Raw genomic sequence first — 14,598 nt, forward strand, 5'->3', positions numbered from 1 at the left:
CGACCTATCTACTATTGGAGTAGTACTCGGCGGATAGTACTAGCTGATGCGTATGATGCCGACATGGATGGGGAGGCTCGATGAACGCATCGCCGGAAGAAAGCCCGCCCGGCCGGCGCCCGCCGGGCATGCTGGAGGACGAGTTGCTCGCGGTGCTGTGGGCCACCGGCCGGCCGATGACCCCGGGCGACGTGCAGGTCCACCTCGGCCACCGGCTCGCCTACACCACCGTGATGTCGACCCTCACCCGCCTGTATCGCAAAGGCCTGGTCACCCGGGAACCGACCGGACGCGGCTACACCTACACCCCCGCGGTGAACGAGGCCGACCACACCGCCCGGGCGATGACCGAGCTGCTGAGCCGCCGGACCGACCGCGCCGGCGTGCTCACCCGCTTCGTCTCCTCCCTGCCCCCGGAGGACGAGGCGTTGCTGCAACGGCTGCTCCGCGGCGAAGACGGCCCCTGACATGCACGTCATCGTCTACCTGCCGTTCGTGGTCTCCGCGCTCCTCGCGATCGCCGGACCACGACTGGCGCGCCGGATGCCGCCCAGGGCCGGCACGCGCCTCCTGCTCACCGCCGCGCTGGGCTGCGCGGTGACCGTGCCGCTGACGCTGGGCCTGCTGGCGTGGACGCTGATCGCGCGACTGCCGCTGGTGGCCGCCGTCGGCGCCTGGTCCGGCGACCACCTTCACCACCACGACCCGGTCCCGGCACCGGCCGCCAAGGCGGCCTGCGTCACGCTCGCCGCGCTGGCGTGCGCGCTCGCCTTCGCGACGGCACGCCGGCTGCGCGCGCTGCACCACGTACGGCGCGAAGCCCGGCGGCTCGGAGACGGGCATCTCGTCGTCATCGACGAGCCGGGGATCGAGGCGTTCGCCGTTCCGACCCGCGACGAGCGGGGCGGCCGGATCGTGGTCTCCACCGGAATGCTGCGCACCCTCACCGACGACGAACGCCGCGTGCTGCTGGCCCACGAGACCGCACACCTGAACCACCGTCACCACCGCCACCGCACCCTGGCCACCCTCATCGCCGCGGCCAACCCGATCCTGGCCACGCTCCCCGCGGCCATCCACCACCTCACCGAACGCTGGGCCGACGAAGACGCGGCGGCCACCACCGACGACCGGCACCTCGCCGCCCGGGCACTCGCCCGCGCCGCGCTCGCCGCCCACGAAGAGAAACGGCGGACCTCCCCTGGCGACGCGGTGCTGTGCTTCGGCAAGGCAGGCGTCGGCGACCGGGTACGCGCGCTACTCGCCGGCACTCCACGACGCCGCCCCGCCATCGCGGCGCTCCTACTCGCCCTCCTCACCGCGGCCCTGCTCAGCACCGTCGAAGCCGGACACGACAGCGCCCAACAGCTCGACCAGGCCCGCGACCGCTACCACGCCCGGCCGATCGGCGTCTCCGCCGCCGCCCTCCACGAGGTGCGCCACCTCACCGCCGTCGTCGAACACCGCCTCCACCACTGACGCTTTCACCGCAGAACCCGGATGAGCGGTCAGATCCCCGAGATGTGGGCGAGGTGGCCGACGGCCGCGGTGACGGCCATCGCCAGACCTCCCCCGATCACGACGCGGAGCGCGGGGCGCAGGGGATGGCTGCCGGCGACCACGGCGCCGAGGACGCCGGCGACGGCCAGGCCGCAGAGGGTCACCGCGACGATGAGCCACAGCCGCGTCGCGGAACTCGGCGCCAGGAGGCCGAGGAAGGGAATCAGCCCGCCCATCAGGAAGCTGGCCGCCGAGGCGGCGGACGCCTGCAGGGGACGGGCGGCGGTCGTCTCGCTCTGCCCGAGCTCGTCTCGCAGGTGCGCGTGGAGCGGGTCGGTCCGGTGGAGGGCCATGGCGACCTGCCGGGCCAGCTCGTACGGGATCCCGCGCGCCTGGTAGATGCCGGTGAGCTCGTCGAGTTCGCCTTCGGGATCCTGCCGGAGCTCGGTCCGTTCCCTCGCCGCGTCGGCGCGTTCCAGGTCGGCCTGCGAGCTGACCGAGACGTACTCGCCGGCGGCCATGGCCATCGAACCCGCGGCGACACCGGCCAGGCCGGCCGTGACGATGGTTCCGGTACTCGCCTGGCTGGCGGCGACGCCGACCATCAGGCCGGCGGTCGACACCAGCCCGTCATTGGCGCCCAGGACGGCGGCGCGCAGCCAGCCGGAACGCCCGGCGCCATGGCGTTCGACATGTGGGTTGACGACGTGGAAGAAGGACATCTGCCCGCCTTTCAGGATGGACTTCTTCGCCGGTGGAGGCGAGGCGATCCGGTGGTGAGGGCCGGCCCGGATGCAGGATGCGGTCGAGGCGTACGGCGGCGCAGCCGAGGACGGACAGGGCGATCGCGATCGCCAGGTCGGGGCCGGTCAGCGGCCGGGTGCCGAGGAGATCGCGCAGCGGCGGCAGGTAGAGCCCGGCCAGTTGCAACGCGAGGGCGGAGGCGACGGCGACCAGAAGCATCGGATTGGCCCAGGATCGCGGCCGGGAGCGGGAGCCGACGGCGACCCCGAGCTGGGCGGCGCCGAGCGTGAAGAAGGCCATGCTCTGCCAGGGCCGGCCGGTGTGGTGCGCCCAGACGGCCACTCCGACGGTGACAGCGGTGAGGACGACGGCGATCCGGAGGACCCGCTGCCACAGGCCGGCACCCAGAATGCTCTCAGTCGGCCTCCGCGGCGGCCGGTCCATGGCGCCGGGTTCCGCGGGTTCGCCACCGAGTGCCACGCCGGGCAGGCCGTGGGTCATCAGGTTGATCCACAGGATCTGGGCGGGCAGCAGCGGCAGGGCCAGGCCGAAGATCGGCCCGAGGAGCATGACGACGATCTCAGCCGCGCCGCCGGACAGGGCGTAGACGAGGAAGCGGCGGATGTTGGCGTAGACGCGACGGCCCTCGTCCACGGCCGCGACCACCGTGGCGAGTGCGTCGTCGGCCAGCACCAGATCGGCGGCCTGGCGGGCGACCTCGGTGCCCCGCCGTCCCATGGCCACACCGATGTCGGAGCGGCGCAGCGCAGGCCCGTCGTTGACGCCGTCTCCGGTCATCGCGACCAGCTCACCGTCCTCACGCAGGGCCTGGACGATGTCGAGCTTCTGGCCAGGGGTGGCGCGGGCGAACACGCCGGCACGGGTGAGGTCGGCTTCGCGGAGCTCCCGGCAGTCGACCACCGGCTCACCCGGACCGATGACGCCGAGTTCGGTGGCGATGGCGCGGGCGGTACCGGCGTGGTCGCCGGTGATGAGGACCGGCCGTATCCCGGCGCGGCGGCAGGCGGCGATCGTGCCGATCGCCGCCGCACGGGGCGGGTCGAGGATGGCGACCAGACCGAGAAGGCGCAGCCCCTGTTCCAGGTCCTCGCCCGGATCGGGACACGTCGGCCGCTCCGCCTGGGCCACCGCGAGGACGCGAAACCCGTCTCGGGCGAGCTGGTCGGCGCGATCGGCGGCCCTCGCCGACAGACCCGGTTCCTCGGCCAGGACCGAGGCGTCCAGCACCGCCTCGGGAGCGCCTTTGCACACCAGCCGGAAACCTCCGCCCCGAAGCCGGTGCACCGTGGTCATGCGCTTACGGTCGCTGTCGAAGGGCCGTTCGTCGCATCGCGGGAACCGCGCCCGCACGTCGCCACGGTCGATGCCGAGTTTCGCGGCCGCGGTGAGGAGAGCCGCCTCGGTGGGGTCGCCCAGCGCCGTCCAGTCCCCGTCCGTCGCCCCGGGCGGCGCCAGTCCCGCGTCGTTGCACAGCACGACGGCGGTCAGCAGGTCGGTCACGCCGTACGGGTCGGGCCTGCGGAGCATCCGGTCACCGACGTGCACCGAGCCGCCGGGCGCGTATCCGGAGCCGGTGAGGGTGGCCTCCGCGGCCGGAGTCCACACGCGGCGGACGACCATCCGGCCCTCGGTGAGGGTGCCGGTCTTGTCGGTGGCGAGCACCGTCACCGACCCGAGCGTCTCGACCGCCGACAGCCGGCGGATCAACGCGTTGCGGGCGGCCATCCGGCGGGCGCCCAGCGCCAGGGCGAGCGTGACCACGGCGGGAAGCGATTCGGGGACGGCCGCGACCACCAGGCTGATCGCGGTCACGACCATGAGTTCGCCCGGCAGGCCCCGGACGAGCCCGACGGCCAGCACGACCGCGCACAACACCACGGTGACGCCGGCCAGCAGGCGGCCGATGCCGACCAGGCGCCGCTGCAACGGTGTGAGGCCGGGCCCCTCGGTGAGCATCGCCGCGATCCGCCCGGCCGTACTCGCCGCACCGGTCGCGGTGACGACCGCCCGGCCACGGCCCTTGACCACCACGGTGCCCGCCGCCACCGAGACGTCCTCGGCGGCGCCGTTCCCCCGCCCGTGGACGGTCTTGCCCACCGGCACCGCCTCGCCGGTAAGGCTGGACTCGTCCACCAGCAGCGCCGCCGCCTCGACGACCGTCGCGTCCGCGGGGACGATGTCGCCTTCGGCGAGCACCAGCACGTCCCCGCCGACGACCTCCGCGGCGGGGATCTGTCGCTGACCGCCGTCCCGGAGCACCCGCGCGGCCGGCGCGGTCAGGTCGGACAGGGCGCTGATCGCGTGGTCGGCGCGGATCTCCTGGCTCACTCCCACCGTGGTGTTCACGGCGATGACCAGGATGATCACGGCCATGTCGGTCAAGTCGCCGGTGGCGATGGTCAGCGCGGCGGCCGTCAGCAGCACCACGATCAGCGGATCGCGCAGCTGAGAGACGATCCGCCGCCACAACGGGACCCGGATCCGGCGCGGGAGTACGTTGGGCCCGTCCCGTGCCAGTCGGATCGCCGCCTCCGCCGACGAGAGCCCGGTCGAGGCCGTCTGATGGATCATCGGGTCTCCCACCTGTCATCGTGCCGACGCGACGGTCGCCGGGGGCGGCTTCCAGTCTGTGCGGACGTCGATCAGGCGGACAGGGACGAAGGTCCCCCCTCTGCTTCAGCCGGGTCCGGTCAGGATCGCTACTTGGTCCAAACGGCTTTGGCGCCGCTGTGCCCGGAGATCACCACCGTGGCGGTGGCGCCCACGCCGCCGATGAGAGCCAGGCCCACCAGGATCACGGAGACCGCGATCCGCGACCTCGGCCCGGCGGAGGTTCGCCCGGTGAGATGGACCCAGGCGCAGATGCCGGCGACCGCCAGCCACAGCACGATGACGAACGGCAGCACCTGTTCGCCTTCCTTGGCGTGAGCCTCGACGATCGGGCTCTCCCCGACGCGCCCCTCAAGGGCCTCGCCGCTCTCCGTGGTCACCGGCACGGCCGCCAGCGCGATCGTGGCGACGAAGAGCACCGCCGGCCACAAGCGCCGCGCCGCGGCCGGCCAGAACGCCATCAAGATCGCGCCGAGCGCGGCCAGCGGAACGCACACCACGACGGCGTGGGCGACCAGCGGATGCAGCGGCAACCCTAAGACCATGCTCGGGTACTTACCCCTTTCACAGCCGGCCGATATCCGCGGCTCAGATGCGGCCCGGTCCGCCGCGCAGGCCCCCGGCTATGGCGCCCAGCCTGGTGGATCACCGATTTCCATGCCTGCCACCTGGGCATATTCCTCATCAGCCATCCCAGTGAGGAAGGTGCGACACGTGTGATCTGCTCACGCTCGCCCGTACGCCCTGAAGGAGGCATGCCATGCGCAAGGTGGCCGACTGCCGCAGACTCGACGGCGACGACGCGTGCACACTCACGATCGCCGGCGAACCCGATGAAGTGGTCAGAGCGGCCGTCGAACACGTCGTGACCGCCCACGGACACGCCGACACTCCTGAGCTTCGCGCCCAGATCCAGGAGGTGTTGAAGGATGGAGTGGGGGGTCGGTCCGGCACAGCGGACTCCAAAGCCGTGGCCGCCGCCTATCTCGGTGAGCTGGTCGGGACCTTCATCCTGGTCTTCACGATCATCGCTACCGTCACCGCCGCAGGCCTGCGGCACCCCACCGCCGGGTCGCCGTACGGCTCGCTGTCCATCGCCTTGGCCAATGGGGTCGCGCTGGCGGCGCTCGTCGGTGGTCTCGGCCACATCAGCGGTGCTCACCTGAACCCGGCCGTCACCATGGCGCTGGCCGCCATTCGCAGGTTCTCCTGGCGGCATGTTCCCGGCTACGTCACCGCCCAAATGCTCGGCGGTATCCTCGCCGCTCTCGCCACCTGGGCCATCCGCGGCAACGCGGCACGGACCATCACGCACCTCGGCGCCACCAATCCCCAACCCGGCGTGAGCGACGGCCGGGCTCTGCTCGTCGAGATCCTGATCACCTTCGTGCTCGTCCTCGTGGTGACCGCCGCCGTCACCGACGATCGGTTCCCCACCGTCCTGGCCCCGTTGCTGATCGGCCTCGCGCTCGCAGCGGCGGTCTTCATCGGCGGCCCCAGCGACGGCGCCGCGGTCAACCCCGCCCGTGGCCTCGGTCCGATGATCGTGTCCGGTTCGTTCGGGGGCTGGTGGGTGAGTCTCGTGGGCCCGGTGATCGGCGGTGTCCTCGCCGCAGTGCTCTACGACCGGGTCATCCGGAAGGGCGCACCCGCCCCGGTTCAACCCACTCGGGTCGGCGGCCTCCGGCCGGAGCGGCCGTGAGCCTGTTCCTCTGGTCGGCCCTGACGCGTCAGCAGGCGGATGAGGAGCGGGGCGAGCAACACCATGCAGAACAGGCGGAGGCTCTGCACGCTGGAGATCAACGGGATGTTGGCGTTGGAGGCGGCCGCGGTGGCGATGACGGCGTTGATCCCGCCGGGTGTGGTGGCCAGATAGGCGTCCGTCAACGGGATGTGCACCAGCCTGGACAGCGGCCAGGCGAGCATCGCGCAGGCGACGCTGACGACGACGGAGCAGGCCAGGGCGAGGGGCAGCAACCGGCCCATCCGGGTGAGGGCCGAACGGGTGAACCGCAGGCCGACGTCCAGGCCGATGACGGTCAGCAGCGCGCTTCGCAGCGCACCGGACGGGGCGAAGCCGGCGGTCGTTCCGGTCATGGTGAGCGTCGCGGCGAGCAGCATGGGCCCCAGCAGGGCAGCGCTGGGGAGCCGGAGCCGGCCTGCGGCGACGGCTCCGGCGAACGCGATGACCGCGACCAGCACCAGCCCGGCGCCCTGGTGCGGGCCGGTCACCAGGTGCCAAGCCGGGGGGTTGACAGGGTGTGAACCGCCGGACGGCGCGGGTGAGGCGAGAAGCCGGCCCACCAGTACGGGGGCGGTGGCGGCGATCAGAGCCACGCGAAGGTATTGCATGACGGCGACCAGCCGCGCGTCGGCGCGCATGTCCTCCGCGCAGGCGACCGCCGCCGCCGAGCCTCCCGCCATCATGCCGAGGAGGGCGGTGGGGCGGTCGAGCCGGGCGACCACGGCCAGCAGCGCGGCGGCGGCCAGACTGAGCGCGACGGTCAGAGCCGTGACGATGGTCAGGGGAACGGCCGCAGTCACGGTCTGACGCAGCGCCGTCGGGCTCAGCGAGGCGCCGATCATCACGCCGAGGACGGCCTGGGAACCGCGGTTCACGGACGGCGGGACCTTGCCGGCGACGAGCCCGCTGATCGCCGCGGCGAAGCCCACGACGAGTGGCACCAGCAGGTGCGATGCCGGCACGACGGATTCGGCGGCTTCTCCCGCGATGCAGGCGGTCACGACGACGAGCAGCCAGCCCCACCGCCGGCGATCACGCGGCCGACGGAAAAGCCCTGGCCACGGCGGGTGAGCAAGCCGATACGCACTCATGGTCAGCACGCTACGCAGTAAAACAAGAACGAATCAAGAAAATGAACATCTCTCTTTGAGAGCTACGATGCGAGGGCGGGGATGAACCGCGCCATGCGCGGCGTCCACCGCATGCGGGACTCGCGATCCACGACGAGCCCCTCATAGCCGGTCCGCTCGGCGAGGTCGGTGAGCCAGTCGTACGCCTGCGGCCCGAGTGCCATCGCGGCGGTGGCGTACCCGTCGGCCCAGGTGAGGCTCGGTCCGATGACGGAGACCTGGAGCAGGCCGGAGGCGGGGCGGCCGGTGCGGGGGTCCCAGACGTGCGCGCCGCGTTCGGCGGTGCCCGAGGTCGCCACGGCCCCGTCGGCCAGTTCGGCGACGGTGAGCACCCGCCCCGGCCGGCGAGGATCGGCGATGCCCACCCGCCAGGGCCGGTCGCCGGCCCCACCGCGGACCCGGACGTCACCGCCGGCCCCAAGGGTGTGGCCGGTCAGGCCGTGCGCGGTCAGTGCGGCGCTCGCTCGCTCGGCGGCCCAGCCCTTGACCGCGCCGCACGGGTCGAAGGCGGGCGGGTCGCCGACCGCCCACGCGTCGAACGCGCCTCCGCTCTCGGTCTTGAGCGCATGGCAGAGGTCGAGGATCTCCTGGATCCGCGCGCCCTCCGGGTGGTCGCCGAGTCCGGCGACCCGCAGCGCACCGTCCCTGATCAGGCTGACCGGACTGTCCGTCTTGAAGGGAGAGAAGACCTCGTCGGCGTGGCGCAGGCAGGCGAACGCGGCCTCCGCCGCCGCCGCGAAGAGGTCCGGATCCGTGTCGCCCGGCGCCGCGATGGACATGACCGTCCCCATGATCGGGGCGGTCGCCGTGCGCCGGCCGGTCATATGCCTGCCTTGTCCAATGCCGACTGCAACGACCCGGCGTATCCCCGTGAGGTGTAGGTGGCACCGGACACGACATCGATGTCGGCGCCGTGCGCGGACATCGCCTCGGACTTCAGGACCGGGAGCGCGGCGGCGTCGATCTGCGCGCTGCGGCCGCCGACGTCGGTGTGCCGCAGCACCGTGACGCCGGTGAGCCTGCCGTTGGAGACGACCGCCGCCACCTGCATCGTGCCGTACGGGGTGTCGATCGGATCACCGGTGAAGGTGCCGTGCGCTCCCCGGGGACGCTTCGTTCGCCGGGGCGACGGGGAGTGAGTGGCCGCACCGCCCGGTCCGGCGGTCGAGGCGGGCGTGGAGCCGGTGCCGGCGAGCGCGGACTTCGGCGCACCCGCCGTGTGCGACTTGAATGACAGCAACAGCACCAGTCCGACGGCCGTGGACACCAGCGAGACGGCTACCTTGATCATGTCTGTTCACCTTTCCGCCGGGCTCACAGGTCGAAGGCTTCGACGTGGATCCGGCGCCGGGGTACGCCGGCGCGCTTGAGCTGCTCGGTCGTGGCCTTGACCAGTCCTGGAGGCCCGCACAGGTAGACGTCCCGCCGGGCCGCGTCGGGCACGATTCTCAATAGCGCCCTGGCGTCGAGCGGGTTCCGGCCCCGTACCGTGTCCCCGCCGACGATCGGATAGAGGCCGAAGCGCCGGTTGCGGGCGATGGCCTGCAGTTCCGGCCAGAAGACCAGGTCCTCCTGCCGCGCCGCCCGGTACAGCAGGATCACGTCCGCCCCGAACCCCGGCAAGGTCTCATAGAGCGCGCGGATCGGTGTGATGCCCACACCGCCCGCGATCAGCAGGGTCGGGCGCCGCAGACCGGAACGGATCGCGCCGCGGCGGGCCGTGAGCGCTCCGTACGGCCCCTCGATCCACACCCGGGTGCCGCGCCGCAACCGCTCGAGCCGCCCGCTGCCGTCTCCGAGGTTCTTGACGGTGATGCGCATCGTACGGTCGGTCGGAGCCGCCGACAGGGAGTACGGGTGGGACTCCCACCACAGCCCGCGGGACAGGAACCGCCACCGCAGGAACTGCCCGGGCTCGGCGTCGAGCCGGTCCAGGCGGCGGCCGGTCAGGTAGATGGAGATGACGCCGGGCCCCTCGGTCACGACCTCCGCGACGCGCAGCGAGTGCCGGACCGACCGCCACACCGGCAGGACGAGACGGAAGACCAGCACGGCGGCGAGGACCGCGATGTGAGCAGCCGACCAGATGGCCCGGTTGCGCACGGAGTTGGAGAAGTCGGCGCCGTTGGCGAACTCGTGGGCGAACGCCAGCGCCATCGCCAGATAGACGTACAGGTGGGCGAAGTGCCAGGTCTCGTAGGAGAGCCTGCGGCGAACCGTCCGCGCCGACAGGACCCCGACCATGACCAGCAGGCCGAGCGCCGCCGTGGCCATCAGCACGTCCGGGTAGGAGACCTCCACCGTGACGGTCTCCGTGACCGGATCGGTGCCCGACTGCATCCCGTAGCCGACCACGAGCAGGAGAGCGTGGGAGACCAGCAGGATCACCGTGTACTCGCCGAGTGCCCGGTGGTGGCGGGCCGCGACGTCGGAGCCGACCCGGTTGTCCAGGAGGGGGACGCGGGCCATCAACGCCACCAGCACGAGCAACAGATAGGCGCCGAGCATTCCGGCGATCCGCCCCGCCGCGGTCACATAGTCACCGGTGCCGTGCAGCGAGCCCGCCGTCGTGTCCTGCCACCAGACGGCGAGCACCGCTCCCGCCCCGGCGGCGATGACCAGGACGAGCATTCGTTCCCACACGTGCCCAGGCCTCGGAAGCAGGCCCGCCGTCGCCCCCGGAGGGTGCGGGCTCGCCTGCGGTCGTGCGGTACGCGTGGCCGGCACGGCACCTCCAACGATCGACACCGATCTCCCGGAGGGAGCGGACCCGGCTCACTGTGTCAAACCATGTGCATGCCTGTGACCAGGAGAATCTTCATAAATCGTTCAGATTGTCCGGAGTCCGCCCCTGGGTCGATCCGAGCGTGCCGGAAGGTGCCTGTCCGTACTCCCTCGAGCACCGCCGGCTCATCGCGGGGGTTCAGCTGGAGGGAGAGAACCCGCCGAACGACTCGGGGTCGGCGCGGCGTGCCTGTTCCAGCCGCATCAGTGCGCGGTCGCGACGCTCGACGTGGTCGGCCCAGTCCTCGGGCGGCAGGGTCGCGTGCACCTCCGCGGCGACACGGGCGACGAGGTCCGGGGTCCAGGGGTCGTGCTGTCCGCGTTCGGCGCCCATCCGGGCGTACGCCGGACCGAGCACCTCCGCGTGGCGCTCGATCCCGCCCCGGGTGTTCAGCTCCGCGGTCGCGAACGGCCCGAGGACGGACCACCGCCGGCCCAGCCCCGAGTTGACGACGAGGTCGACGTCGGCCGGTGTGGCGACGCCGTCGCGCACCAGGCAGTACGCCTCTCGCAGCAGGGCGCCCTGCAGCCGGTTGAAGATGAAGCCCTCGTTCTCCCTGCCGACCAGGACCGGCACCATGCCGGCCGCGGACAGCAGCTCTCGGGCGCGCTCGACCGTCTCCGGGGCCGTGAACGGCGCCGGGGCGAGCTCGGCGATCGGCAACAGGTACGGCGGGTTGCCGGGGTGCACGACGAGGCACCGCGCCCGGCCGGGCAGCGCGTCCGCGAACCGTGAGCAGGGGATCATCGACGTGGAGCTCGCCAGCACCACCTCGGGCCCGGTGCGCCGGTCGAGCTCGGCGAACAGCTCCCGCTTGACCTCCAGCGACTCGACCACGCACTCCTGGACGTACGCGGTGGCCGCCAGCGCCTCGCCGAGGTCGGCCGTCGCCGTGACGAGGTCGAGCGCCGCCTCGTCGGCGAGACCGAACCCGGCGAGCTCGGCCAGCCGGCGCTCCACCTCCGGCCGCGCCGCCGCGACCCGGCCGGGGTCGAGGTCGTACAGGGCGACGCGATGGCCGGCGCGGGCGAACACGATCGCCCACGCCACCCCGATGCTGCCCGCGCCGACGACCGTGACGGCCGGTGATGACACGTCGCTCACGCCGTGACCTCTCGCTCGTTCTGTCGCTCGTTCTCGCGCTCGTTCTTGCGCCGGTACGCGCGCCACGTCGTCGCCCAACGGGCCGGGTCGTCGAGGGAGGCGGTGTCGATCTGGGCCACGACCTGGTTGTGCGGCGCGGACCTGACCAGCTCCGGGTCGGTGCGTCCCTCCTCCATCACGTGGGCCAGCACGTCGATCCAGTAGTCGATGTCCTCCTTCGACCACCCCTCACCGGCCTCGGGGGTGAACGGCTCCGGCACGATCCAGGGCTCGTGGCTGAGCCAGAACGCGTCCACGCCGTAGTCGGTCATCCGGTTCTGGACGTCCACGGCGGTCACGCCGGTCTCCTCCGTGTACTCGCCGAGGCTGTAGCGCGTCATCTCCAGCCGCCGGGCGGTGAGGTGGTCGAACGACTTGGTGACGCCGGGGATGGCGAGCAGTCGCGTCTCCATGTAGTTGTTGGCCAGCACCGAGATGTCGGCCGCCTCGCGGATGCCGTCGGCGCCCATCGCCAGCGTCCACGAATAGGCCTTCACGACCTGCGGCAGGTTCCCCAGGAACTCGCGGACCCGGCCCACGCCCGCCTCGTTCTCCCGCCGCTCGTACCCGGAGTCCGTGCGGACCACGAGCGGGCCCGGCAGGAAGGGTTCGAGCTCGGGCGTGCAGCCGTACGCACCGACGGCCGGGCCGCCGCCGCCCTTCGGCGCGCCGAAGGTCTTGTGCAGCATGAACATGCACGCGTCGAAGCCCAGCTCCGCCGCCCGGATGCGGCCCATCACCCCGTTGAAGTTGGCGTGGTCGTAGAAGCACAGGCCGCCGGCCTCGTGCACGAGGTCCACCCACTCCTTGATGTGCGGGTTGTAGATGCCCATGTCGTCCGGATTGTTGATCATCAGCGAGGCGGTGCCGTCGCCGACGACGGCGCGCAGCGCGTCCAGGGACGGGTAGCCGTCCCGCTCCACCGGCAGCGTGATCACGTTGAATCCGGCGGCCGCCGCGGTGGCCGGGTTGCACGGGTGGGCCTGGGCGGTGGTGATCACGTCGCGCCGCTGCGCGAGCTCACCGCGCGACTCGTGGTACGCGCGGGTGACGCAGGCGTGGACGTAGGCGGCCGCGGCGCCCCCGCCGGCCTGGAAGATGAACCGTCCCATCCCCGACAGCTCGCGCAGCATCAGGTCGAACTCGTGCACGATCTCGAGCAGCCCCTGAATCGCGGCGTCGTCCTGGTGCGGGTGGATCTCGGCGAGCTGGTCGCGTGCCGCGAGCAGCTCGCCCACGCGGGGGTTGTACTTCATCGTGCACGTGCCGAACAGGCTGATGCCGATCATGCCCATGGTCTGCTGTGACAGCCGCAGGTAGTGACGCAGCACGTCGGGCTCGGCGACCTCCGGCAGCGCAGGCGGCGTCGTACGCCGCATGCCCTCCGGCAGCAGGTCCCCGGCGGCCTCGATCGGGCCGGGCGGCACGGTGCCGCGGCGGCCGGGTGCGCCCTGCTCCATGATCAGAGGTTCGTCCCAGACGGCGGCGTGGTAGCGGCGGGGGAAGCTGTTCATGCGGCGACCACCTCGTGAAGGGCGCTGACCAGCGCGGTGATGTCATCGGCCGTGTGGATCTCGGTGACGCAGTACAGAGCCGCCTGGCCCAGCTCGGGGAAGTCGGCGGACAGGTCCTTGCCGCCGAAGATCCCCCGGGCGCGCAGTGCCGCGTTGACCTGCGCCACGGTCCGGCCCGTGGCGGTGAAGTCCACGACGAACTCCTTGAAGAACCCGGACGGCCACCGCACGCTCACCCCGGGGACCGTGCCGATGCGCCGGGCGGCGTACGCGCTGTTCGCCGCGATGGTCGCGCCGATGTCGGCGAATCCCCGCGGTCCCATCAGGGCCATGTAGACCGCGTTGACGACCGTCCAGAGGTAGACCGAGTTCCCGGTCCAGTCGTTGCCCTCCTCGCGCGATCCGTAGGAGGTCTGGTGGAACAGCGTCATGCCGAACGCGCGCTCGCCCGGGACCCTCGTGTCCGCGAGGCTGACCTGCAACGTCGGGTACTCCCGCGCGTACCGCTCCTCGTCCCGGGTGGCGATGAAGCCCCCGACACCGCCTCCGGCGTTCATGTGGACGCCGAGCGGCTGGGTGGTGCCGACCGTGATGTCGGCGCCGTACTCCGACGGCGGCTTGAGCACGCCGAGGGAGATCGGGTCGACGCCGACGATCGTCTCCGCGCCGTGCCCGCGCGCGAGCCGGGCCACGGCGGCGGCGTCGGCCTCGACCACGCCGAGGTGGTTGGGCGTCTCGAGGTACACCGCCGCGGTCGCGTCGCCGACCTTGGCCTCCAGGTCGGCCAGGTCCAGCCGTCCGGTGTCCGGGTCGTGCCGGGCGACGACCACGGCGATCGCCTCGCCGCCCTCGCCCCCGCAGTAGGTGCGGATCACGGCGAGACGCTCCGGGTCGAGTGTGGCCGGCACGACCACCTCACGGCGGCCGGTCATCCGCGCCGCCATCCGGATCGCGTGCCCGGCCGCGGCGCCCCAGCTGTAGACCGGCAGGCCGACGAAGTCCATGCCGACCAGCTCACCGAGCTGCGAGGCGTACTCGAACCAGGCCTGATTGCGGCCGTGGTCGGAGGACGGCGTGCCCCAGACGGGGGTCAGGAACTCGCTGCGCGAGGCGATCTCGTCGCAGACGGCCGGCACGTAGTGCTGCCAGCAGCCCGCGCCGAGGAAGTTCAGGTTCTCCGCGCAACTGTCGTTGCGGTCGAGCAGCCGCCGTACGTGCCGGCGCACGCTCGCCTCCGCGCGGACGCCGTCGCCGAGGGCGATCGGCTCGGCCGCGAGATGGTCGGCCGGGATCTGCTCGAACAGCTCGTCGACGTCGGTGACGCCGGCCGCCCGCATCATCGCGGCCCTGGCGTCCGGCGTCGAGTTCGGCATGTACGGATGTGCCACGCCCACTCCTTTCTGTGCA

Annotated in this window: 13 protein-coding genes; 3 read left to right on the forward strand and 10 right to left on the reverse strand. The window is 72.2% G+C overall.

The window, feature by feature from the left end; genetic code table 11:
• The first annotated feature begins 80 nt into the window (after positions 1–80).
• On the forward strand, positions 81–467 hold the full coding sequence (locus QSK37_RS18440; RefSeq protein WP_285622493.1) for a BlaI/MecI/CopY family transcriptional regulator: 387 nt from the start codon (positions 81–83) through the stop codon (positions 465–467).
• Position 468: 1 nt separating this feature from the next.
• Positions 469–1,479, forward strand: a complete 1,011-nt coding sequence (locus tag QSK37_RS18445) for a M48 family metalloprotease (protein WP_285622495.1) — start codon at positions 469–471, stop codon at positions 1,477–1,479.
• Between the two features lie 29 nt (positions 1,480–1,508).
• On the opposite strand, the gene QSK37_RS18450 is transcribed toward QSK37_RS18445, so the two are convergent.
• The 3 genes from QSK37_RS18450 to QSK37_RS18460 form a co-directional block, all read right to left on the reverse strand.
• Positions 1,509–2,222 (reverse strand): VIT1/CCC1 transporter family protein, encoded by a 714-nt coding sequence (locus QSK37_RS18450; protein WP_285622498.1) that lies wholly within the window; start codon positions 2,220–2,222, stop codon positions 1,509–1,511.
• Entirely contained in the window at positions 2,131–4,836 is a 2,706-nt protein-coding gene (locus tag QSK37_RS18455) for a cation-translocating P-type ATPase (protein WP_285622501.1), read from the reverse strand. Before QSK37_RS18455 ends, QSK37_RS18450 begins: the two co-directional genes overlap by 92 nt.
• A 128-nt stretch (positions 4,837–4,964) precedes the next feature.
• Positions 4,965–5,408: a DUF2231 domain-containing protein gene (locus tag QSK37_RS18460; protein WP_285622503.1), complete on the reverse strand. Its 444-nt coding sequence runs from the start codon at positions 5,406–5,408 to the stop codon at positions 4,965–4,967.
• A gap of 227 nt (positions 5,409–5,635) precedes the next feature.
• On the opposite strand from QSK37_RS18460, the gene QSK37_RS18465 reads away from it, so the two are divergent.
• Positions 5,636–6,577: an aquaporin gene (locus QSK37_RS18465; RefSeq protein WP_285622506.1), complete on the forward strand. Its 942-nt coding sequence runs from the start codon at positions 5,636–5,638 to the stop codon at positions 6,575–6,577.
• Here the strand turns inward: QSK37_RS18465 and QSK37_RS18470 are convergent.
• The 7 genes from QSK37_RS18470 to gcvPA all read right to left on the reverse strand — a co-directional run bounded on the left by QSK37_RS18470 (position 6,535) and on the right by gcvPA (position 14,579).
• Positions 6,535–7,620, reverse strand: coding sequence for an AbrB family transcriptional regulator (locus tag QSK37_RS18470; RefSeq protein WP_285622508.1), 1,086 nt, complete (start codon positions 7,618–7,620; stop codon positions 6,535–6,537). The two genes, QSK37_RS18465 and QSK37_RS18470, sit on opposite strands and share 43 nt — an antisense overlap.
• Positions 7,621–7,772: 152 nt before the next feature.
• Complete coding sequence (locus QSK37_RS18475) at positions 7,773–8,573, reverse strand: FAD:protein FMN transferase (protein ID WP_285622510.1); 801 nt, start codon at positions 8,571–8,573, stop codon at positions 7,773–7,775.
• Positions 8,570–9,040, reverse strand: a complete 471-nt coding sequence (locus tag QSK37_RS18480; protein WP_285622512.1) for an FMN-binding protein — start codon at positions 9,038–9,040, stop codon at positions 8,570–8,572. Before QSK37_RS18480 ends, QSK37_RS18475 begins: the two co-directional genes overlap by 4 nt.
• Before the next feature lie 23 nt (positions 9,041–9,063).
• Positions 9,064–10,392 (reverse strand): ferredoxin reductase family protein, encoded by a 1,329-nt coding sequence (locus tag QSK37_RS18485; protein ID WP_285622515.1) that lies wholly within the window; start codon positions 10,390–10,392, stop codon positions 9,064–9,066.
• 280 nt (positions 10,393–10,672) lie between these two features.
• Complete coding sequence (locus QSK37_RS18490) at positions 10,673–11,638, reverse strand: 3-hydroxyacyl-CoA dehydrogenase (RefSeq protein WP_285622518.1); 966 nt, start codon at positions 11,636–11,638, stop codon at positions 10,673–10,675.
• Entirely contained in the window at positions 11,635–13,191 is a 1,557-nt protein-coding gene (gcvPB, locus tag QSK37_RS18495) for an aminomethyl-transferring glycine dehydrogenase subunit GcvPB (protein WP_285622520.1), read from the reverse strand. Before gcvPB ends, QSK37_RS18490 begins: the two co-directional genes overlap by 4 nt.
• Positions 13,188–14,579: an aminomethyl-transferring glycine dehydrogenase subunit GcvPA gene (gene gcvPA / locus QSK37_RS18500; RefSeq protein ID WP_285622523.1), complete on the reverse strand. Its 1,392-nt coding sequence runs from the start codon at positions 14,577–14,579 to the stop codon at positions 13,188–13,190. The genes gcvPB and gcvPA overlap by 4 nt, the downstream gene beginning before the upstream one ends.
• Positions 14,580–14,598: the final 19 nt, after the last annotated feature.

Source organism: Actinoallomurus iriomotensis (genome assembly GCF_030269445.1).
GTDB lineage: Bacteria > Actinomycetota > Actinomycetes > Streptosporangiales > Streptosporangiaceae > Actinoallomurus > Actinoallomurus iriomotensis.